Source organism: Pedobacter sp. MC2016-05 (assembly GCF_026239735.1).
Classification (GTDB): Bacteria; Bacteroidota; Bacteroidia; order Sphingobacteriales; family Sphingobacteriaceae; genus Pedobacter.
On sequence record NZ_JAPIVT010000004.1, the window covers coordinates 166327 to 188405 of the forward strand.

Below are 22079 nucleotides of genomic sequence, written 5' to 3' on the forward strand. Positions count from 1 at the left end.
TAGTTCGAGAGTGGCAATTAAATATTCTTATTGCCAATAACTCTGAAAAATTCATCGCGATAAGTGTCTCCTACCGGAATTATTTTGGTGTTAATGGTAATCCTACTGCGCTCAATACTTTCAATTTTATCAACAGCCACAATGTACGATTTATGTACGCGAATGAACTGACTCTGTGGTAAAGCCTCTTCCATTTTCTTCATGCTTTGGAGCGTAATAATGCGTTCATCCTTGGTAAAGATCGAAATGTAATCTTTCAACCCTTCGATATACAAAATATCGTGAAGGTAGATTTTCTGAATTTTATGTTCTGTTTTTACAAAAATATAATCCTGAACGGGATTGGCCGGAGCAGAGAAAGCTGCCGGGGTAATAATTGGCTGTGCTACACCGGCAGGCGCTTCTACTGGTTTATGCTGTTTGTGAACCTTCTCTACTGCTTTGTAAAAGCGATCGAAAGCAATAGGTTTCAGCAAATAGTCAGACACATTTAAATCGTAGCTTTCTAAGGCGTACTGTGGGTATGCTGTCGTTAAAATATAATTGCATTTAGTCCCCGCAATTTTTAAGAATTGAATCCCCGTTAGCTCTGGCATTTGAATATCTAAAAACACCAGATCAATACCCCCACCCTGAACAACCTGTAATGCTTCAATTGGATTCTCGCATCGCTTCACCATCGTTAAAAACGGAACTTTGGAGATATAATCTTCCAAAATATCAAGCGCTAATGGCTCATCATCAACAACAATACAGTTTAAGTTCATTTTTAGGTTTAATTTTAATTCAAGGATTCAAAAATGGTCAATTCGTCAAAGCCAGTTGGCAAATTAAATATCGATCATTAGTTCACAGGTGTAATGAGTAGCCGAATTTACAACATTTAATTTATATCTATCTGGGTATACCAGCTGTAATCGTCTTTCTACGTTAGGTAAACCAATTCCACCTTGAGCATCTTTATTCTGCTGATTTTTCTTATTGATCACGCTAAAGTGTAGGATCTTTTGGTTCGCAATGATATTAATTTTAACCGGGTTTTCCGGATCATTCACCACGCCATGTTTAAACGCATTCTCTACAAATGAAATCAGCATCAATGGCACTATTTTTTGATCGTCAATTTCCCCATTTAAGGTAAGTTCTATGAAAGCACCATCTTTAAATCTTATTTTTTGCAGTTCTACATAGTTAATTAAATAATCAACCTCCTTGCTTAAAGCTACCGTTGGGGTATTGCTTTCATAAATCATGTAACGCATAATCTCCGAAAGTTTCATAATCGCATCTGCTGTTTTATCTGATTTTTGATAGGCCAGCGAATAGATGTTATTTAGGGAGTTGAAAAGAAAATGCGGATTAAGCTGCGATTTCAAAAACTGCAGCTCCATTTCCCGACGCTCACTTTCCAGGTTACGTTGAATGCGTTCGTTAGAAAACCAATCAGCAGCAAATTTAATCAGGCAACTTGAGACTAAAAAGAATCCACACAAAAACAATTGTACGAAAAAGTATTGATCTGCCTGCAGTGTTTTCGGCTTTCCTTCCATGATGTAATCCATCATATCTTTAGGATTTAAAACCGCTACAACAGTTTTAATTAATGCCGCAGCGCCTAGCAAAAGAACAAACGCCAACATGTATAGAAAATATTTCTTCCTTTTCTTAATGAGCTGGGGAATAAGGATTAAATAGTTAATATAAAAGAGGGAAATATTTATTATACCAAATAGCACAAGAGAGAGTAAAAAATGTTTAACACTTTTTACCTGAGAATCAAAAAAGACATCCAACGAAATTATTAATATTATCAACGCCCAGAAAATTCCGTGAAGTATTAATGGTCCTTTGCTTTTTTTCATTTAATATACTTTGGAAGAGGAAGCAGCTTATTGCTAATCTTTCCGCATCCAAAATAAATAAACTTTCTTTTTAAACCGCACACAATCTACCAACAGGCATTTTTTTTCTACCAACAGGCAAACAGCCATATTTTATCGACAAACTCCAAATCTCATCGATAAACGCCAAAAATGCCAGTTTATCTAGAATCTTGAACACTTGGTATAATACATTTTAGCAAGCAATTCGAATGCTGTTCCTTTGAATCATCAAAACGAAAACAAAATGAAAAAGTTAGTAAACACATCGCCATTTTTACTTTTATTAGTTCCAGTATTCATGATGATTATTTTAACGCTTACGGTAAATACAAATCAAAATGATGCTGAAGTTGTGGTAAGACCTACATCAAGCACTAATACTATCGCAAAACAAGTATCAGCGGTTTTCAAATAAGGTAATGAGTAATTATGCAATCGAAACTGTAGGCTTAAACTTTAGCTTTGGCAACCAAACCATTGTAAAAGATTTATCCTTACAAGTATCAAAGGGTAGTATTTATGGTTTTTTAGGCCCTAATGGCGCTGGTAAAACCACTACAATAAAAATCCTGCTTAATTTATTGAAATCGCCGGCAGATCAGGTTTTTATTTTCGGGAAAGAAATCAACAGTAATCGCATTGCCGCACTCAAAAAAATTGGAGCCTTGGTAGAGCAACCTGCTATCTATGGCCATCTTTCTGGTAAAGAAAACTTAATTAATCGCTGCCTCCTGCTCAGGATTCCAAAAAGCAAAGTCGCCAAAATGCTGGCTTTGGTAGGCTTAACCGATGCAGGAGATAAAAAAGCTGGTAAATATTCTCTAGGAATGAAACAACGTTTGGGCATTGCCTTGGCCCTGGTTTCCGATCCAGAATTACTACTCCTTGACGAACCAACTAATGGCTTAGATCCTAACGGGATTATCGAAATCAGAAACTTGATGATAGAATTAGCCACCAAACACAACAAAACTATTTTAGTGTCTAGCCATTTATTGGCTGAGATTGAAAGAACTGCTACTCATGTAGGCATCATTAACAAAGGCCAATTATTATTTCAAGGCACCATTGATGAACTTCATTTGCTAAGCAAACCGATGGTCGAAATAGAAGTAGATCAAATTGAAAATGCAAGCGCTTTTTTGGTTACCGCAGGCTATGAAATCGCTTCCAAAACAGACAGCAAAATAACCGTTCCTTTTTCTTCATCTGCTGATAGCGGAAAGCTGAATACACTACTCATCCAAAATGGATTCACAGTAAGCAGCCTCTCCAAACAACGCAAGGATTTGGAAAACCTTTTTCTTGATATTACCAAAAACAACTAAAATGCGCTCCATCTACATTTCATTAGTTTCCGAGTTTTATAAATCCAGGAAAACCCTTGCCTTTTGGGCCGCAATTTTACTTCCGGTTGTAATATGCAGCTTGGTAAGTTTTGGTTTTTATTCAGGTGCTGATAAAATTCTGAAATTAAACGCACCCGGTATGATGCTTTGGATAAAATACGCTGGTGCTACCCTGAACGTTATGGGCATATTGGTGATGCCTTTTTATGTAATGTTTATGGCTTTCTCTGTTAATAATATTGAGCACAAAAACGATACATGGAAAAGCCTTTTCGCCCAACCGTTAAATAAATTCTCTATCTATACAGCTAAATACCTATTTGCTGTTACGCTGATATTCATTTGTCTGTTTCTTTTTGCTACGCTAACCTATGGTTTCGGCCATCTATTGCAAGTTTTGGTTCCAAAATATACGTTTAGTCAATACAACCCATCCAACTTCCTCATTAACTCTTACAGCAAGTTATTTTTATCATCCCTGGGCATTTTGTCTCTTCAATTTATTTTTAGCTTAATCTGGGGCGATTTTCTTAAACCAATCGGCATCGGTTTCGTAGGCACTATTATGGGCATTGTAGCAGGCATGGTTAACTGGACATACGCCTATCTTATTCCATACAGTCTGCCTGCATTGGCTTTGCAAATTACACAGGTAAAAAAAGGAAAAGATCCATTAGATTTTGAAATTTTCGCTAGAGAAATCTGGGTAAGTCTAATTTATGCAGGGGTATTATTTATAGCAGGTTACTTTATTGTAACCAGAAAAAGTATCAAATGATTTTTTGAAAAGCAATAGCTGCATTTCATCTTAATGTTAGTCCTTCTTTACACTACAAGTCCGCTTCAAAAGTTTTGTGCTTAGGTAAAGCATATGCATCGAAACCTCTATTTGTTCTCAATTGGAATACGGGCTTTTCGTTTCAATAAGGTTTAGATAATTTAGGCTTTTACTATCAAGTTTGGCAACTGTTCTTCGGCAAAAACGCTTTGTAAAAATATCAGGAGATTCTAATTCTAGAAAAGCTAAAATGTAATTTAGCACTTAAACCAACCTACTTCTTAAAATGATCAAAAGATTTACAATCACAGCAATGGCTTTTAGCCTTTGCTTTTCTGCGTTTGCGCAAGATGCACCAGATGCCGCGATAGTAGAAAAGATACGCAAGGCTGGCCTGGATAATTCAAAAGTGATGGATATTGCCTTCAACTTAACTGATGTTTCCGGTCCTCGTTTGTCTAATTCTCCTGGTTTAAAACGAGCGCAAGACTGGGCGGTAAAACAACTTACAGAGTGGGGTTTGAAAAATGCACATCTCGAAGCCTGGGGAACATTTGGCAAAGGCTGGCAAGTAGATAAATATTACGCTGCAACCACCGCTCCATTTTATCACCCGATTATTGCGTCTCCAAAAGCATGGACACCAGGAACCAATGGGCCAATAAAATCAGAAGTAGTTTTAATCAAAGCAGATAGTGTTGCCGATTTAGCGAAATATAAAGGTAAACTCGCTGGCAAAATTGTAATGATGGATCAAGGTGTTCCACTTGCGAGCGGATTGAAGCCAGATTTTTCACGCTATGCTGATTCTACGCTGGCACAGATGGCAGCGGCAAAACCTGCAGCTGGCGCTCCTCGTCAACGTACTGCCACCGGGCCAATGGCCGATCGTATCGCGCAAATGATGAAAGTGCGTGAAGTGCGTGCCGCCATGAGCGCCATGTTAGTCGAAGAAAAAGTGGCTCTGATTTTAACTTATGCCCGCGGCGGACAAGGAACATTCTTCACCAGCAATGGCGCCTCTTATGCCTTAGATGCTAAACCAGTTTCTCCTGAACTTGAAGTTGCTGCTGAAGATTTCTTACATATTTTACGTTTGCTTCGTGCTGGCAAACCGGTAGAGGTAGAAGCTGATATCAAAACTTCATTTTATGCTCAAGATCCTCAGGGCTACAACGTAATAGCTGAAATTCCGGGAACCGATAAAAAATTAAAGGATGAAGTGATTATGATTGGAGGCCACTTCGATTCGTGGCATGCTGCAACTGGCGCTACCGATAATGCAGCAGGTTCTGCCGTAATGATGGAAGCCATGCGCATTTTAAAAGCCATTGATTTTAAACCTAAGCGCACCATCCGCATCGCACTTTGGAGTTCTGAAGAGCAAGGACTATTTGGTTCAAGAGGGTATGTAGCTAAACATTTTGGCGATCCAAAAACGATGGTTTTAACACCAGATCAAAAGAAAATTTCAGCATATTATAATTTAGATAACGGTACGGGCAAAATTCGCGGTATTTATTTACAAGGAAACGCAGCAGCCGGCCCTATATTCCAAAGTTGGCTAAGCCCATTTAACGATCTTGGAGCTACAACGGTAACGATTAACAACACTGGCGGAACCGATCACCAGGCCTTTGATGCAGTAGGCATTCCGGGCTTCCAATTTATACAAGACCCCGCCGATTACAATACCCGTACGCACCACAGCAACATGGATACTTATGATCGATTGGTGGAAGATGATTTGAAACAATCGGCAACTATTGTCGCTTCTTTCGTTTACAATACTTCCCAACGTGATGCACAAATTCCAAGAAAAGAACTACCAGCAACACAAGCCGCAAGACCATAATTAATTAAAAATGCAAAAGCCTGCTAATTTGACCATAAAGTCAAACGGCAGGCTTTGCTTTTTAGAGAGAGGGTGCGTTAAATATGTATATTTTAATCTTTAGTAAGATAATATCCGCTGCTTAAATGCCCACACAATAAGCTGATACGAGTTTCGTAAATCTAGCTTTCTAACCATGTTCCGCCTGTGTGTATTTACGGTATGCTCGCTAATAAAAAGCATATCGCCTATTTCTTTGCTGTTGTAACCTTTTGATAATAGCCTTACTATTTCAATTTCTCTTTCCGTTATCAAGTTACTGTTTTCTTGAAGATGGACGTTGTTTGTCATTGTAAATTAAATTGTAGGGTGATCATTAATTCATCACAAAGAAGACTCCTGGTTACCCAGCAAAAATTCGGGATCTTTTGATTATGGGATAGACAACTTTGGGATGTGTAACACTAAATTCTCATTCCTTATTGCATTTCAAAAGTATGTCGACGTACTTATATATGAGTAGTATGTTTTACCCTAAATAAAAAGGTGTTTTTACGGTATTAAAATTCATAGTGGCTATTGCCAGAAACTATCTAAATCACGACTTTAGAAGACCAAAATCAAACATACTATAATAATGAGCAAAAATTCGAATTTTCAACCTATTGATAAGAAGGTTGCACAAGAAATGGTTAAATCGTATGCCGAACAGGCTAGCAAAGATCCAAAATCTTACACCAAAGCAATCTGGTTTCCTGCAGCACAAATTTTAGAAATGGCCAAAACAATTGCAGATGGAAAACACGATGGTTTGCGAATTTATAATGCTCAGTACACAGCCAACTCCATAGAAGGATTGCCAAAAGAATACGAAGGAAGAAATACGGTATTACTAGTGCCAACCTTTGCTGCCGGCTACAGCAACCCACTTGGCGAATTGACCGAAGAACATGAAGATGATTTGGAAGACATTGAAAACAGAGGGGAACTTTGTCCTAGCGTATGCCAGGGAACCGGACTTTAAAGAATGAATTTCACATCACCGATAGTTATAGCCGAAATAATGTGCCTTATAGGTGCAATTATATTTCTAAGAAATAATAAAAGCATTTTCTGGAAACTAAATATTGCCTATCTTCTTTTGGCGTTATTAACGGAGGCTGCAGGAAGTTATATGTCCTCTAAAAGAGAAAACAATCTTTGGTTATTTAACTCCTTTGTATTTTTCGAAATTAGCTTCATTTTTATTGGCATCTGGCATTGCCTGAAAAATTATTTAATCCCTAAGCCCATTATATATGTAGGTTTAGGGATCGTTTATTCGATTTATTTTGGCTTTATTGCTAAAGATTCGATTATGGTTTTTAACTCGACTGCTGTAACAGTAATGTCGGTGGTTTTTAGCCTCTACTGTCTTTATTATTATTATCTCTTGTTAAATGACGAAAAATTTATTGAAATCAAATATCATCCAGAATTTTGGTGGATAACGGGTGTATTGTTTTATTATTTTGGTGGAACGGTTTGTAACTTGTTAAGTGATGTATTTGATGTTCGTTTCGGCAAAAGTTTCACCCTCAGGTACGCTATTACCATAGCATTGAATTTTATTTTATATAGCGTTTGGACCTATTCTTACTTATGCAGAGCGAAACAACAAAAATTGCAATCTTAGTTGTTATTGCAACTTTGATTTTCTTACTAATGCCTGTTTTTTTGATTATGTACATCCGTTCGTATAACCGGCATAAAAAAAACCACATATTAGAGAAACAACACATGCAACAGCAGTTTGAGGCAGAGATGCTTCAAGCCAGAGTTGAAGTGCAAGATAATACCATGCAAGCTATTGCAACAGAACTGCATGATAATGTAGGGCAACTTTTAAGTTTAACTACTTTAACATTAAATTCAATTAATCTTGATCATAGCGACAAAGCCACTGTCAAAATAGAAAATTCCTTATCGCTGGTCAACAAATCTATCAAAGAGTTAAGAGAACTTGCCAAACTTTTACATGGTGAGCAAATAGTAGAAAATGGATTAGGCAATGCGTTACAACAAGAAATTAACTGGCTGGAAAAAACAGGTAGTTATGAATTGGAGGTTACCAATCAACTTCATAATCTGCAGGAAAACTCCCCAGATAAAGACTTAATTATTTTACGCATGCTACAGGAAATCATCAACAACATCATCAAACATGCAAACGCTACTTCAATCAGTTTTAATGCATACTACGAGGATAAAAAATTATATTTAAATGTTGAAGAAAATGGAGTAGGTTTCAATTACGAAAAGGCTAAAGCAAATAAAGCAGGTTTGGGATTAAGTTCCATTTCAAAGCGCATTGAAATGATAAATGGTAAAATGGCTTTAAATTCAACTCCAAATAAAGGCACTAACATCCTAATCGAAATCCCATATCCCTAAATCATGTTACCTCAACCCATATCTATTGCCATAGTTGATGATCATACCTTATTCCGTTCTGGATTAGCCAGCTTATTAGACGAATTTGACGAAATTAAGGTGTTATTTGAAGGCAAAAATGGCCAGGATTTACAACATAAGATTGTGAATCATCCAGATGTTCAACTCTTATTAATGGATATTAATATGCCAGTAATGGATGGATTTGCAGCTACTAAGTGGGTAAAGGAGCACCATACCAATGTAAATGTATTAGCATTGAGCATGCTTGAAGATGAAAAAGCCATTATTGGAATGCTAAGGGCTGGCGCAAGCGGATATATGCTTAAAGAGTCTACACCTAACGACCTTCTCTTGGCCATTAAGGCTGTTGTTGAAAAAGGGTTTTACATAAACGACCTGGTATCGGGCAGGCTTTTGATTGCTTTAAAAAATGGCGATTCAGGCCCAATCTTCAGTACAAGGGAACTTGCATTTTTGCAGCATTGCAGTACCGAACATACCTACAAAGAAATTGCCGACATGATGAATGTAAGCCCGCGAACTGTTGACAATTACAGGGAATCATTATTTGCCAAACTCAATATCCGATCTCGTACAGGATTGGTGGTTTATGCGATCAAGAATAACCTAATTACCATATAATCAGCACCGCTGAAAATCTTTACCTATTAAAAACTTGATAAAAAATTTGCATAACTAAATAATTAGTTTTAACTTTAGTTAAGGCATTGCCTAAAGCTTATCTCTATTTATTAAATATTATGGAAATTAAAGATCTAACCAAAGCAGAAGAACAGCTTATGCAGGTATTGTGGCAGTTGGAAAAAGCATTTGTAAAAGATGTTATCGATGAACTTCCCTTGCCAAAACCCGCTTATAATACCGTTTCAACGATTATCAGAATTTTAGAGACAAAAGGTTTTATTGGCCATGAGGCCTTTGGAAAAGCCCATCAGTATTTCCCGCTCATCAGCAAAGAAGAATATAAACGCCACGCCACCGAAAAGTTACTCGGCAACTATTTCGAGAATTCAGTAGAAAGTATGTTTTCTTTCTTCGTGAAAGAAGAGAAGTTAGATTTAAGTGATGTGGATGAAATTTTAAAAATGATTGATAAAATTAAACATAAGCCAAAATGAGTTTTGCCCATTACCTACTTCAGGTAAACTTATATTTAATTGTTTTTTATGGCTTTTATAAATTACTTTTAGATAAGGAAACCTACTTTTTACTCAACCGCGTTTACCTGGTAAGTGCTGGTGTATTATCATTATTTATTCCATTTATCCGACTGGAATGGCTCACTGAGCAAAAGGCTGCACAGCAGGTTTATACATCGGTAAATTGGGAAGCCGTATTAGAAAAAGCTACTATTGTAAGCGATAATAGCCATGGCCTTAATTGGGGTAATGCGTTTGTGTATATCTATTTTGCAGGCATAATCTTCTGCTTAGGCAAGCTTGCTTACAATTTACTCTCAGTACATAAGCTGATAAAAAATGCGAAATCGGGTTCTGCGTTTTCTTTTTTTAGTAAAAAAGTCGTCGATCAGGATTTGCCACTAATGGCGGTGATTGATGTACATGAAGAAGCCCACATTAAACAATGCCATACTGCAGATATTTTGTTTTTTGAGATTATTGGAGTTTTTACCTGGATAAATCCAATCATTTACTTCTACAAAAAATCCATTAAAAATATTCACGAATTTTTAGCAGATGAGCATGCTGCAGCATTTCAAGGTGACAAAGCTGAATATGCTATGCTCATCTTGAGTCAGTCGTTTGGAATTTCCCCTAATCGCCTAACCAATGGTTTCTTTGATAAATCACTCATCAAGAAACGGATCTTTATGTTGCAAAAAGAAAGATCAAAGAAAATAGCCATTTTGAAGTATGGCTTCTTTATTCCGCTTTTTGCAGTTCTCATTATTTTCTCCTCAGCAACGGTAAGAAAAAATGAAAAGCTGATTTCGATTACCAACCAAATACCACTGGATAAACCTATTGAAATGGTTCAGGAAATTATTATTCCTGAGCCAGGATTTGCTCCAGAAAAGTCATCTACCACTGAGATCATTCCTACAGCAGAAAAAGTAGCCGGAAATTGGAACAACTTTTATGCTTTCATGGCCAGATCTATAAAATATCCATCCGAAGCTCAGAAAAACAACCTTCAGGGCAATACTCAGATAAAATTCACCCTTCAAAACAATAAGGTAACAAACGTAAGCAGTGTTGTGAATTTGGGCGACGGCTGCGATGAGGAAGTGAGGAAAGCCATATTGTCGTACAGAAAATTTGAAAATCTGCCTAATGGTAAATACACGTTGAAAGTAGGTTTCACACTTTCCGGAAATAAGGCCGCCCCGCTTAAAAATAAGGAGACGATTAAACTGGCTACTTACCAAAAACTTTCTGATATTAATATTATTGGTTATTCTTCGCCTGTAGAAAGTGGCAGTGAGGAGGATAAGTTAGACAAAGTTTTTGACTTCGTTTCAATAGAGAAACAGCCGGAGTTTCCCGGAGGGATATCTAAGTTTTATGAGTATTTAAGCAAGACCATAAAGTATCCAAAACCAGCACAAGAAAATAATGTGCAGGGAAAAGTTTTTCTATCCTTCATCGTCGAGAAAGATGGTTCGCTTAGCGATGCTTTGATAACCCGCGGCCTGGGCAGTGGGTTAGATGAGGAAGCCTTAAGGGTAATAAAAAGTTCGCCAAGATGGAATCCTGGGATAACGGATGGTAAATCCGTTAGGGTAAAATACAACATCAACGTGAATTTCACACTAAATGTTGATGATGAGGTGAAGAAAGCAACTCGGATTAAAGGCCTTTCTACGAGCGACGTTTTTAACAACTCGAAATTTGATGGTGTTGTTGTGCTAAATGGAAAGGTAAGCCAAAGTGGCTTCGATTTTACAAAAATTGATAGTCGCGATATTCAATCAGTTTCGGTACTAAAAGATGCTGCAGCAACAAGTTTATACGGAGATAAGGGAAAAAACGGCGTGCTCATCATTACCACAAAAAATAACGATTTTAGAAAAGCAAGTGACACGGAACTTAGGTTAGATACCAACACACCGATTCTCAAAATAAGATAATTAAGATCAACGAATATGAAAAGAATATTAACGATTGTTATAGCGCTAGGTATGGCCTATAGCGTAAAAGCACAAACGAAACCAGATAGTACCAAAACGCCGAGCATTACTTTACGCGGTACAGCTACATCTGTTACGGAGCCCCTTATCGTAATTGACGGAAATAAGCAATATCAGCGAGGAACGGCGTCTATGGCTGGTGTGGATCCAAATAATATCGAATCAATAAACATTTTGAAAGATGCTGCATCAACCACTAAATATGGCCCTGACGGATTTGCGGGTGTTATTGAAATCAAAACTAAAAACGGTTTAGCAGGAATTTATAATAAGAACATAGATTCAAATAGTATCGGACTTAGTGGAAAAATTACCGGACTTAGTGTTCGCCCAAATGCTACAGGTGTGATCAGGAATTACAAGAGAAAAGATTCTGACCAAAAAGTGATTATCAGAAATCTCCTGCAAAAAGATTCCGATCCAAAAGCTAATCCAATTTATGTAGTTGATGGCAAGCAAGTAGATAATATAGAAACGCTTGATCCAAATACAATTGAATCAATTAATGTGCTGAAAGATGCTGCTGGAAAATCACAGTATGGTGAATCAGGCGCAAATGGAGTAGTTATTATTACTACAAAAGTTCCTAAAAAAGAATATCAAAAGAAAAACTAAATAAAAAACTTTAATACTATTTAACCATGAGAAAGCTAATGATTTTAGCCCTAACGGGCATTGCCATGCTTACCAATTCGGTAAAAGCACAAAAAATTTACGATTTTGTATCAGTGGAAAAGCAGCCAGCTTACCCTGGTGGAATTGTTAAATTCTATCAGTACATGAAAAACGAAATTAAATATCCTGAAGTAGCGAAGAATAATAAAATACAGGGAAAGGTATTTTTAAGCTTTATAGTGGAAAAAAATGGCAAGCTAACTGATGTGATTGTTGTTAGAAGCCTATCAAAAGAAACGGATGCAGAGGCCGTAAGAGTAATTAAAAATTCTCCGAACTGGAATCCTGGTGTACTTGACGGAATGCCAGTAAGAGTGAAGTATAACATTGCTGTTAACTTCAATTTTTCTGGAGATAAAACGAGTCAAAAAACAAGCAATAAACCAGGGTTAACACCTGAATTTCCTGGGGGAACAGAGAAGCTTTATAGCTATTTGGCTAAAAACATTAAATACCCAAAAGAAGCACAGAAAAATAATGTCCAAGGAAAAGTTTTTCTTGAATTTAATGTAGAAAAAAATGGAACCTTAACAGATATTGTTGTAACCAGAGGGCTATCCAAAGAAACTGATGCAGAAGCTATGAGGGTAATGAGAGCTGCACCAAGGTGGAATCCGGCAATTGGCACAGATGGCCATCCTGTAAAAACTAAATACCGCATGACGGTGAATTTCACGTTGTCTTAACATTTTGTAACGCCGTCAACATCGCAAAGTCTTAATTTCAACATAAGATTTTGCGATTTCATTGTACAATTCAAAGCGCATTGTATATTTGAGAATGATAAGTCAGCTCTTTAAATTTAGTATTTTGTCAATAGCGCTACTGTTTGCCTTAGAAAGTAAGATCAAGGCACAAAAAGTGATGATTCCGTTAGACTCGATCAAAAATTTCGATTTTTATGCTATAGAAAAGCCACCAGAATACCCCGGAGGATTACAAAAGTTCTATCAATATTTAGGCAGAAATACTAAATACCCAAAGCAAGCTTGGAAAGATAGAATAGGTGGAGCTGTAACGCTATCATTTGTTGTTGAGAGAAGTGGAGATTTAACGGAAGTAATGGTAGTTAGCGGCGTGAGGAAAGATATTGACGATGAAGCGATAAGAGTGGTAAGCAAATCGCCAAAATGGAATCCAGGAATACAAGATGGTAAACCAGTTAGGGTGAAATACAATATCAAGGTTAACTTTTCGCCCATTTAAGTACTATAGTTAACCACAAAACCCCAGCTAATAATAGTCGGGGTTTTATGTTTTCTCTCCTGTCTCGGAACACTAAATTTATAAAATATTTAATGTATATACAAATAATACAAAATAAAATTTCTAATTAGATATTTTTTTAATATGCTAACATAGAATATTTGCAACTTTCGCAAACTTTTATTTTGATGATCACATCAAGTTTAAGAACTCACCTGTTCAATTTTTTTACTTCTGCACCGCAGCACACCAAAAATAATCGAATCTGGTCAAGTTCTATCTTGGCAAGATTTACAAAATAAAAAGCCCCCATAAATATGGAGGCTTAAGAATCCGGTAACTAAACCGAACGCACAGTATAGTTTTAAACCGTTTCTTCTGAAACAAACTTTGCAGATGCAAAATCACGGTTCATCAAAGCAATATTTTCTAAAGAGATTCCTTTAGGGCATTCCGCTTCACATGCACCTGTATTGGTACAATTACCGAAACCTTCAGCATCCATTTGCGCTACCATGCTTTGCACACGACGATAACGCTCTGGCTGGCCTTGTGGTAATAACGCCAGCTGAGAAATTTTTGCAGAAACGAACAACATTGCCGAAGCATTTTTACATGTAGCCACACAAGCGCCGCAACCTATACAAGCTGCCGCTTCGAAAGCAGCATCTGCTTTCATTTTTGGAATTGGTAAGTTGTTAGCATCTTGTGCGTTTCCTGTGTTTACAGAAATAAAGCCACCAGCTGCAATCACTCTATCAAATGCAGAGCGATCTACAGTCAAATCTTTTACCACTGGAAAAGCTGCTGCTCTCCAAGGCTCCACAACGATAGTATCACCATCTTTGAATGAACGCATGTGCAATTGACAGGTGGTAACCAAGTCTTTCGGACCATGCGGACGACCGTTGATGAACATCGAACACATTCCGCAGATACCCTCACGGCAATCATGGTCGAATACCACCGGCTCTTCACCTTTAGTAATCAGATCTTCGTTTAACACATCGAACATCTCCAAGAAAGACATATCCGGAGAAATACCAGACAATTTATAATCGACCAAAGCACCTTTGGTTTTGTTATTTTTTTGACGCCAAACTTTTAGCGTTAAGTTCATATTTCCTGTACTCATGATATTGAGATTTTAGGTAGTTAGTACTTAGTAGTTAGTATTTAGAAGGAAGTTATCTAAGTACTAAATACTAATTTCTAAATACTATTTATAACTTCTTTGTGCTACTTTAATATTTTCAAACTTTAATTCTTCTTTATGAAGTTCAAAGTTTACACCTTCTTTAAATTCCCAGGCTGCTACGTAAGCAAAGTTTTCATCGTCACGTAAAGCCTCGCCCTCTTCTGTTTGGTACTCTTCACGGAAGTGACCACCACAACTTTCGTTACGGTTTAAAGCATCAATACACATTAGTTCGCCCAATTCGATGAAATCAGCAACACGGCCTGCTTTCTCCAACTCCGGATTTAATTCTTCTGCTAAACCAGGTACACGAACATTACTCCAGAATTCAGCACGTAAAGCTCTGATTTCCTCAATAGCTTCTTTAAGGCCTTTTTCATTACGAGCCATACCACATTTTTCCCACATGATATGGCCCAAACGTTTGTGGAAATGATCTACAGATTTAGTTCCTTTAATGTTGATAAGCTTGTTAAGAATCCCTTTCGCTCTCTCTTCTGCCTCTACGAATGCCGGGTGATCTGTCGGGATAGCCTTTACAGAAATCTCTTTGGATAAATAAGCACCAATAGTGTATGGAAGCACGAAATATCCATCAGCCAAACCTTGCATTAAAGCAGAAGCACCTAAACGGTTTGCTCCATGATCGGAGAAGTTAGCTTCACCAGTACAATATAAACCAGGTACAGAAGTCATTAAGTTATAATCAACCCAAAGGCCGCCCATTGTGTAGTGAACCGCTGGATAGATACGCATTGGCGTTTCGTAAGGATTCTCACCGGTAATCTGAGCATACATATCAAATAAGTTTCCGTATTTCTCTTTGATAACTGCTGTTCCCAAACGCATACAGGTTTCTTTATCAGGATTATGAATACCTGATTTAGAAGCTTCTATTCTACCGTAGCGTTCTGTATTAGCTTTAAAATCTAAATAAACCGCCAATTTTGAAGCACCTACACCGTAACCTGCATCACAACGCTCTTTTGCTGCCCTAGAGGCCACATCACGAGGCACAAGGTTACCAAAAGCAGGGTAACGACGCTCTAAATAATAATCTCTTTCATCTTCAGGAATTTCAGAAGCTTTACGGTTATCATCTTTCTTCTTAGGAACCCAGATACGTCCATCATTACGTAATGATTCAGACATCAGAGTTAATTTAGATTGGTGATCACCAGAAACTGGAATACAAGTTGGGTGAATTTGAGTGTAACACGGATTGGCGAAGTAAGCACCTTGTTTATGTGCTTTCCATGCTGCCGTAACGTTACTGCCCATTGCGTTTGTAGAAAGGTAAAATACGTTACCGTAACCACCTGTTCCTAAAACAACCGCATGACCAAAGTGACGCTCAATTTCGCCAGTGATTAGGTTACGGGCGATAATACCACGAGCCTTGCCATCAATTTTAACCACTTCAAGCATTTCATGGCGGGTATACATTTCTACTTTGCCCATACCAATCTGGCGTTCTAAAGCAGAATAAGCACCTAATAATAATTGCTGACCAGTTTGACCGGCTGCATAAAATGTACGTTGAACTTGCGTACCACCGAATGAACGGTTATCTAACAACCCACCATATTCGCGAGCTAAGGGAACACCCTGAGCCACACATTGATCTATAATGTTAGCACTTACCTCAGCCAGGCGATGCACATTCGCTTCGCGGGCTCTGTAATCGCCACCTTTAATTGTATCATAAAATAAACGATAAGTACTATCGCCATCATTCTGGTAATTTTTTGCTGCGTTAATACCACCTTGAGCAGCAATAGAGTGCGCTCTGCGTGGTGAATCCTGAAAGCAAAAACACTTTACCTTGTAACCCATTTCAGCTAAAGTTGCAGCTGCCGAAGCACCCGCTAAACCAGAACCTACAATAATTACTTCAATAGTTCTTTTGTTCGATGGGTTAACCAAAGGCACAGAAGACTTATACTTGGTCCATTTGGAGGTTAATTCGCCTTCTGGAATATTTGAGTTAATATCTGACATATCTCTTTTGTGCTAAAAACTTAATCAATTAAATGAGTATATACGGCAATCGGCATCAAAGCGAAAACAAGCGATATAATAATCGAATACCAAACACTTGTGCTTTTAATAATGCCATTGTATTTTGAATGATTCCATCCCATAGTTTGAAATGCCGAAGCAAAACCATGAAGTAGGTGATAGCACAATGAAATCATTAACAAAACATAGGCAACTACACGTACAGGATCCTGAAATTTCTCTCTCATTACCGCATAAAGATCTTCGTGACCGTTAGCATCTACCGTTGGAATACCAGTAAAGCGAGAAACCACCCAGAAATCTTTAAGGTGAATTACAAGGAAAATCAACAACAAAGTACCTAGCAAGCCCATAGAGCGGCTATACCATTTACTGTTGGCGCTTCCATTATAAACAGCATAGTTTTCTGGTCTTGCTTTTCTGTTTTGAATAGTCAAGTTTACCGCCTGGTAAATGTGAACCAGTAAACCTATAAACAATATGTACTCCCCAGCTCTGATAATCCAGTTTGTTGCCATAAAATGGGCTCCAATATTGAAAGTCAAACCATTATCGTCAAGAAATATCAACGAATTAATACCAGCATGTACAATTAAAAAGAGTATCAGGAATATTCCTGTAACACCCATAACGTATTTTCTTCCTATTGATGAAGAAAGCGCATTTCCGAAACCACTCATTTGATTAGGATTTATATCTAAATTTCTTGCAAAAGTATCTAATTATGAGTTTAATTTATAAACGATTATGACAAAACGCCGATAAAACATTTATTTAGAAACATTCTAAAAGCATTATAGATTTTTCTACAGAAATTCAATAACAACTATCCTCACATCATTATCTGATAAGCAAAATTAATCCATCATGTAATTTAACAAAATCTACAGGAACTAATCAGATCATCATTTAAAAGAAACGTTAATGATTTTCCATCGAGAATCATTTTTTACAGCTAGATTCTTATATTCATTCATAAAATGTTTTTTTTTATGAAACGTAACGCCATCTTGTTAGCTCCAATTTCTTTGATTCTATTTTCATGCGGAAGCATTAGGAAGTAAACAACGAATCCTCAGGCATTTAAATACAATTATTGTACTCCTACGCGTCCGTACATTAATTCCACTGGATTTTTCAAGGAAAAAACGGCCACTGATCTATCTGCTATAGATGCACTTTCTAAACACGATCAATTGCTGTGTCATTTGCTTGGCTTAAGTAATGAGATAAATGCGCTTTCACGCCTGAAAAAAGAAGGGACAAATAATACCGATTATTTAAGGTTAAAACAAAAAATAAATAGCCGCGTTGGTTTAGCGCAAGCGCAACTAACGGCGGTTACTGCAGAATTTGATTGTGAAGGGGAACGATCTGATATGGCCGCAGACTATCTGAATGGACTAAATAGCAAACGAAATCGGCAGCTCACCGTCGGTTCGGTGGTTATAGGTGCCCTCACTACGGTTGTAAGTGCAGTAGCAAAGAATAATACGCAAACTATTGTGGGCATAGGTGGTGGCTTGGTTAGCGCTGGTCTTGGTGAAATGACAATTAACCCCAAAGGGAAAAAGGTGGGATTTTACCATGGACACAACCCTTTAAGAACCATTTGGCGGGATGGAGAAAAGAATACCCATTACCCGGATTTTGTATGGAAGATGCTCAATGAAAAGCAATTCAGCTCAAGCGGTAACGTGACTTTGATTAATAGTATTAAAAACCGCTGGCTAAAGTTCGAGTTTAATGGGGGCGTAGATATCGATGAAGAAAAATTGCTGTTTGGGGATGGTGGGCTTTACGGAGCTGATGATTTACACACACGCTCAGCGATGATTAACCAATTGCAATCTACCATAAGATCAATCCATCAAGATTTTATCAGCCTAATGAGTTGGTCGATTCGATATAAAAACAATAAGAAAACAATTAATCCTCAAAGATCAACCTACCTTAAGGCAAATTATTTTGCACAAAAAAAGTCCTGATTTTCATCAGGACTTTTTACGATTTATGTGTTCGAGTTTTCTTAAGCTACTTTTACATTTACCGCGTTTAGGCCTTTTCTACCTTCTTCTACATCGTAGTTTACGGTATCATTCTCACGAATGTTGTCAATTAAGCCTGAAGCATGAACAAAAATTTCGGCATCGCCATTAGATGGAGTGATAAATCCGAAACCTTTAGTTTCATTAAAAAATTTTACTGTTCCTTGTTGCATTATATTGTATTTTAATTTGTTTCAAAGATAATGTTAATTACCTATAAATCAATTTTTTATTTTTATTTATTCAAATGAAGCTAATTATATTGATTCATTGCTATTTAAACCCCTATTTAGATGCATTAGGCAATTCAATCATCTCTGAAATTTTCCATTTTCAACATCCATGTCAACTAAAATAGCCTTTCAAATAATCAAATAGTTTGTGCTAACTGTATACCAGTTCATGCTTTTGGATGTATTCAATCCTTACCTTTTCAGTCATTTTGATCTTAAATATAGAATTGGATTTGCCTCCAGTTTCTTCACTCAAAACCAATAGTTCCTTATCAATCTCATGCAATAACATTTTTGGGCTAGTATAAGTTAATGAAACCACGTGAGCAGCCTTGTTTAACAAATCTGAATCTATTATTTCAAGTTCAGCCCATTCAAATTTGATTGCATTTCCATTTTCGTCCTTTAAAATTGGGATTTGATGTCCTAATTTTTCAATAACCTCCATGACCGAATAATGGAGCTTCTGATGCAAATCTTTGGCTTTTTTATTAGCCAAGATCATTTGAGAAAACGTATTTAACCGCTCGCCAGAAGTATATGGTTTAGATTTTTCTTGAAATTCCTTATAGGTATCATGAAAAATTCGTCGTTCGAAATCCGATCGGCACATAAAATTAAAATACTGTTTAGCACTAATGTTGATATAAGCCAAAGCCATAATTATTCGGTTTTAATTCTGGTCAAATGTGAAATCATAAAAATCTGGTTGCTACAAAGAATCCTTAGTGATCGGTACAAGCGAATTAAATAGCAAAAATGAATTTAAAATGAACTGTCATTAGCTAAAACGAGTAATCGTTACTATTCGCTTCAATTATAAAAATAAATATTCGAAAAGCAGGTTTCTATGCCTATCGGTAAGGATAGTTCTGCCATCCGCTTTACTCACCGAAAAAACGGGTTCGTGTTCGCTATTGCCAGGTTTAGAAAACATAAAACAAAGCAAGAAACAAAAAATATAAGTTACAGATTGGCACTTTCACCACTGCTGGAGCGAATAGACATCCCGTTCTGCTAATCCCAATTTTTATTAAAACTCTTTATATACTCAGGGGTTAATTACATACAATAATAGCTAACCAAAAAAATATGGAAACGAGAAACAACCACGCATTAATTCAGGCCTTATTAGATTGCGCTATGGCATGCGAACATTGCGGTTCTTCAAGCCTGAAGGAAGAGCAAGATATTGCAATGATGGTAGATTGTATTAAATTGAATAGAGATTGTGCAGACATTTGTACTCAGGCAGCAAGATTGCTGCAACGCGATTCAGTTATCGGAAGACAATACCTTTTGTTATGTGAAGAAATTTGTCGTTTATGCGCAGAAGAATGTAGTAACCATGATCATGAACATTGCAGACAATGTGCGGTTGCCTGCGAAGAATGTGCCGATGCCTGTCATGCTAACCACCAACCTATTGAGCAAGATTAATCCCAAAAAAATGTCCCGATGATTAAAGAGGGCACTGAAAAAGTAGACTTAAAATGGTCTATAGAAAAATTAGCGGATGAGTAGATTATAAGATCTCCATCCGCTATTTCCTTTTTGAGTATTTTATATTTTTTACTGATTCCAATTCATCAAGTTCTCTCGACCAATTTTAGTGTTTTATGGCCCTTTTGGCATGTTTTTTTTGTTAATAATGATCCCGATTTAGAATTTTAGTATTCTTTTTAGATTTACTACGAATATCGCAAGTGCACCTTGCATTCTCATGCTTTCAAGGCCATAGGAATTTGCTCTTTCATATCCATGCACATTTTTCAATTCACTATTTTCCGCCTCAATTTATATCTGTGTTTTGACTTTTCTCTGAAGTAATCGCTTTGTTGGAAGATCTCCTGCTCTTTGTGCTCATCTGGTTTTATTACAACCGAGTACGTTCTGCTTTTGGCTTCTGCTTTGTAACAGCCATCCTTTAGTGGGCATACTTTGCATTTTTCGATATCGAAATAATAGGTCATTACCTGATTGCTCTTATCTACCTTTTTGCCCTGCACCCGTTTATACATAGCCGGGTGCCCTGCAGGGCATACGAACATATCAGCGTCTTTGTTGTAATCAAACTTTTCTTCCTCTTTCCTGGTGCCATGGGTAATAGCAGGGTTCATCCTGGCAACGATCTTAATCTTATTTCCGTTCAAATCCTTAAGCTTGAGGTTGTTCTTGCCGGCATAAGCTGCATCACCTATGATGGTGTCAACCTCCATTCCGTTTGACTGTGTCTGTCCAATAATTTTGGCAACTCAGGACCATCGCCTTTCTCCCCGGAAGTAACAACAGTGGCCGTTATGATACGTTCCTCTGTCATTGCCAAATGAGTTTTGTAACCAAAAAAAACTGCTGTCAGCTGTTTTGTGGCCAACATTGGCATCCATATCTTTGGATATTGCATAGTTCTCCCGGGTATCTTCCACTGTTTCCTTTAAGAGGTTTAGCTCTCTTTCACAGCAGGGATTTCACTTAATGCTTCATCAGACTCGATAAGTTTTTGTAACTCCTTGCAGTATTCTATTTCTTTAAGGATATCATTTGACTCATTTTTCTCAGCCATCTGCCCCTTCAAGCCATCATCCAATAGATACACTGCCTTTCGAAGCAGTTTCGAGCGTTGCCTGAGTACTTCAATAGAGGAATATGGATTGGATCTGGAAAGTGAATGCGTCGCATCGGCAATGATGGACCTGGATTTAATAATGCCTTTTTCCAAGGCCAGGGAAACGGTTTGCCAATTAGAAGGTTTAAAAAATCCATATCCTTAAGGCGGAGCTTTCTGAACTTGGTCAATGAGCTTGAATTGATCACATCTTCTTCTGGGGATATCTCCAGGAAATATTTGAAGGACATATCATAGCGGGAACGCTCTACGACATCAACATCTGAAACGGAGAATGTGGTTTTCAAAAGCAGGTATTTAAACATGCGTACCGGACTCTCAGCATTACGCCCGTTGTCTATGCAGCCAAAAGTTCATTATATATAAAACCAAAATCTATAAGCTCGTTAATCTTGCGCAGCAGGTTTTCTTTGGGAACAATCAGATCATAAAGCCTGGAAAACTCGCTAAAGTGGATTTTTTGTTGTTGAAGAAGCATCTTAAAAGCAGTGATAATACACCTTTAAAATACAAAAAAAGGAGCAGAAAAACTAGTTTTCCACTCCTATATATCCTTTTTAATTAAGGGACTTTTTCAGTGCCCTCTGATTCAAATCGGGACATTTTTTTTGTTTCGTTC

23 protein-coding genes and 1 pseudogene are annotated in these 22079 nt (G+C 37.3%); 15 read left to right on the top strand and 9 right to left on the bottom strand.

Features of this window, described 5'->3' with window-relative positions; genetic code table 11:
• Positions 1–17 precede the first annotated feature (17 nt).
• Positions 18–767 carry a LytR/AlgR family response regulator transcription factor gene (locus tag OQZ33_RS07960; protein WP_265798520.1) on the bottom strand — a complete coding sequence of 250 codons (750 nt, stop codon included), beginning with the start codon at positions 765–767 and terminating at the stop codon, positions 18–20.
• Between the two features lie 63 nt (positions 768–830).
• Positions 831–1862, bottom strand: coding sequence for a sensor histidine kinase (locus OQZ33_RS07965; protein WP_265798521.1), 1032 nt, complete (start codon positions 1860–1862; stop codon positions 831–833).
• Positions 1863–2127: 265 nt separating this feature from the next.
• On the opposite strand from OQZ33_RS07965, the gene OQZ33_RS07970 reads away from it, so the two are divergent.
• The 4 genes from OQZ33_RS07970 (at position 2128) to OQZ33_RS07985 (ending at position 5865) form a co-directional block, all read left to right on the top strand.
• Positions 2128–2298 carry a hypothetical protein gene (locus tag OQZ33_RS07970; protein WP_265798522.1) on the top strand — a complete coding sequence of 57 codons (171 nt, stop codon included), beginning with the start codon at positions 2128–2130 and terminating at the stop codon, positions 2296–2298.
• A gap of 4 nt (positions 2299–2302) precedes the next feature.
• Entirely contained in the window at positions 2303–3211 is a 909-nt protein-coding gene (locus tag OQZ33_RS07975) for an ABC transporter ATP-binding protein (RefSeq protein ID WP_265798523.1), read from the top strand.
• A 1-nt stretch (position 3212) separates the two neighbouring features.
• Entirely contained in the window at positions 3213–4010 is a 798-nt protein-coding gene (locus OQZ33_RS07980; protein ID WP_265798524.1) for an ABC transporter permease, read from the top strand.
• A gap of 286 nt (positions 4011–4296) precedes the next feature.
• Positions 4297–5865, top strand: a complete 1569-nt coding sequence (locus tag OQZ33_RS07985; protein WP_265798525.1) for a M28 family metallopeptidase — start codon at positions 4297–4299, stop codon at positions 5863–5865.
• A 99-nt stretch (positions 5866–5964) separates the two neighbouring features.
• Here the strand turns inward: OQZ33_RS07985 and OQZ33_RS07990 are convergent, their stop codons facing one another.
• Entirely contained in the window at positions 5965–6195 is a 231-nt protein-coding gene (locus OQZ33_RS07990; protein ID WP_265798526.1) for a response regulator transcription factor, read from the bottom strand.
• A gap of 286 nt (positions 6196–6481) precedes the next feature.
• Between OQZ33_RS07990 and OQZ33_RS07995 the strand changes: the two genes are divergently transcribed.
• From OQZ33_RS07995 to OQZ33_RS08035, 9 genes are all read left to right on the top strand, one after another.
• A complete protein-coding gene (locus OQZ33_RS07995) occupies positions 6482–6868 on the top strand; it encodes a hypothetical protein (RefSeq protein ID WP_265798527.1) in 387 nt (128 codons plus the stop codon).
• Positions 6869–6871: 3 nt separating this feature from the next.
• The gene (locus OQZ33_RS08000; protein ID WP_265798528.1) at positions 6872–7519 is read left to right on the top strand and encodes a hypothetical protein; all 648 of its coding nucleotides are present in this window, start codon (positions 6872–6874) and stop codon (positions 7517–7519) included.
• A 104-nt stretch (positions 7520–7623) separates the two neighbouring features.
• Positions 7624–8277: a sensor histidine kinase gene (locus tag OQZ33_RS08005; protein ID WP_265798529.1), complete on the top strand. Its 654-nt coding sequence runs from the start codon at positions 7624–7626 to the stop codon at positions 8275–8277.
• Between the two features lie 3 nt (positions 8278–8280).
• Positions 8281–8922, top strand: a complete 642-nt coding sequence (locus OQZ33_RS08010; protein WP_265798530.1) for a response regulator transcription factor — start codon at positions 8281–8283, stop codon at positions 8920–8922.
• A 119-nt stretch (positions 8923–9041) separates the two neighbouring features.
• Positions 9042–9419 carry a BlaI/MecI/CopY family transcriptional regulator gene (locus OQZ33_RS08015; RefSeq protein ID WP_265798531.1) on the top strand — a complete coding sequence of 126 codons (378 nt, stop codon included), beginning with the start codon at positions 9042–9044 and terminating at the stop codon, positions 9417–9419.
• Entirely contained in the window at positions 9416–11392 is a 1977-nt protein-coding gene (locus tag OQZ33_RS08020; RefSeq protein ID WP_265798532.1) for a M56 family metallopeptidase protein, read from the top strand. Before OQZ33_RS08015 ends, OQZ33_RS08020 begins: the two co-directional genes overlap by 4 nt.
• Positions 11393–11407: 15 nt before the next feature.
• The gene (locus tag OQZ33_RS08025) at positions 11408–12067 is read left to right on the top strand and encodes a TonB-dependent receptor plug domain-containing protein (protein ID WP_265798533.1); all 660 of its coding nucleotides are present in this window, start codon (positions 11408–11410) and stop codon (positions 12065–12067) included.
• A 26-nt stretch (positions 12068–12093) separates the two neighbouring features.
• Complete coding sequence (locus tag OQZ33_RS08030) at positions 12094–12813, top strand: energy transducer TonB (RefSeq protein WP_265798534.1); 720 nt, start codon at positions 12094–12096, stop codon at positions 12811–12813.
• 124 nt (positions 12814–12937) lie between these two features.
• Positions 12938–13333 carry an energy transducer TonB gene (locus OQZ33_RS08035; RefSeq protein WP_265798535.1) on the top strand — a complete coding sequence of 132 codons (396 nt, stop codon included), beginning with the start codon at positions 12938–12940 and terminating at the stop codon, positions 13331–13333.
• A 364-nt stretch (positions 13334–13697) separates the two neighbouring features.
• Here OQZ33_RS08035 and OQZ33_RS08040 read toward each other — a convergent pair whose 3' ends face one another.
• The 3 genes from OQZ33_RS08040 to OQZ33_RS08050 all read right to left on the bottom strand — a co-directional run bounded on the left by OQZ33_RS08040 (position 13698) and on the right by OQZ33_RS08050 (position 17233).
• Entirely contained in the window at positions 13698–14468 is a 771-nt protein-coding gene (locus OQZ33_RS08040) for a succinate dehydrogenase/fumarate reductase iron-sulfur subunit (protein ID WP_056848311.1), read from the bottom strand.
• An 84-nt stretch (positions 14469–14552) separates the two neighbouring features.
• The gene (locus OQZ33_RS08045; protein WP_265798536.1) at positions 14553–16532 is read right to left on the bottom strand and encodes a fumarate reductase/succinate dehydrogenase flavoprotein subunit; all 1980 of its coding nucleotides are present in this window, start codon (positions 16530–16532) and stop codon (positions 14553–14555) included.
• 20 nt (positions 16533–16552) lie between these two features.
• Positions 16553–17233 carry a succinate dehydrogenase cytochrome b subunit gene (locus OQZ33_RS08050; RefSeq protein WP_056848309.1) on the bottom strand — a complete coding sequence of 227 codons (681 nt, stop codon included), beginning with the start codon at positions 17231–17233 and terminating at the stop codon, positions 16553–16555.
• 516 nt (positions 17234–17749) lie between these two features.
• On the opposite strand from OQZ33_RS08050, the gene OQZ33_RS08055 reads away from it, so the two are divergent.
• Entirely contained in the window at positions 17750–18541 is a 792-nt protein-coding gene (locus OQZ33_RS08055) for a hypothetical protein (RefSeq protein WP_265798537.1), read from the top strand.
• 41 nt (positions 18542–18582) lie between these two features.
• Here OQZ33_RS08055 and OQZ33_RS08060 read toward each other — a convergent pair whose 3' ends face one another.
• Together OQZ33_RS08060 and OQZ33_RS08065 are read right to left on the bottom strand one after the other, a co-directional pair.
• A complete protein-coding gene (locus tag OQZ33_RS08060; RefSeq protein WP_010599638.1) occupies positions 18583–18774 on the bottom strand; it encodes a cold-shock protein in 192 nt (63 codons plus the stop codon).
• A 211-nt stretch (positions 18775–18985) separates the two neighbouring features.
• Positions 18986–19495 (bottom strand): hypothetical protein, encoded by a 510-nt coding sequence (locus tag OQZ33_RS08065; protein WP_265798538.1) that lies wholly within the window; start codon positions 19493–19495, stop codon positions 18986–18988.
• A 431-nt stretch (positions 19496–19926) separates the two neighbouring features.
• Between OQZ33_RS08065 and OQZ33_RS08070 the strand changes: the two genes are divergently transcribed.
• Entirely contained in the window at positions 19927–20274 is a 348-nt protein-coding gene (locus tag OQZ33_RS08070) for a four-helix bundle copper-binding protein (protein WP_056848307.1), read from the top strand.
• 222 nt (positions 20275–20496) lie between these two features.
• On the opposite strand, the pseudogene OQZ33_RS08075 reads toward OQZ33_RS08070, so the two are convergent.
• Positions 20497–21938: pseudogene (locus OQZ33_RS08075) on the bottom strand (IS1182 family transposase).
• Between the last annotated feature and the right edge of the window lie 141 nt (positions 21939–22079).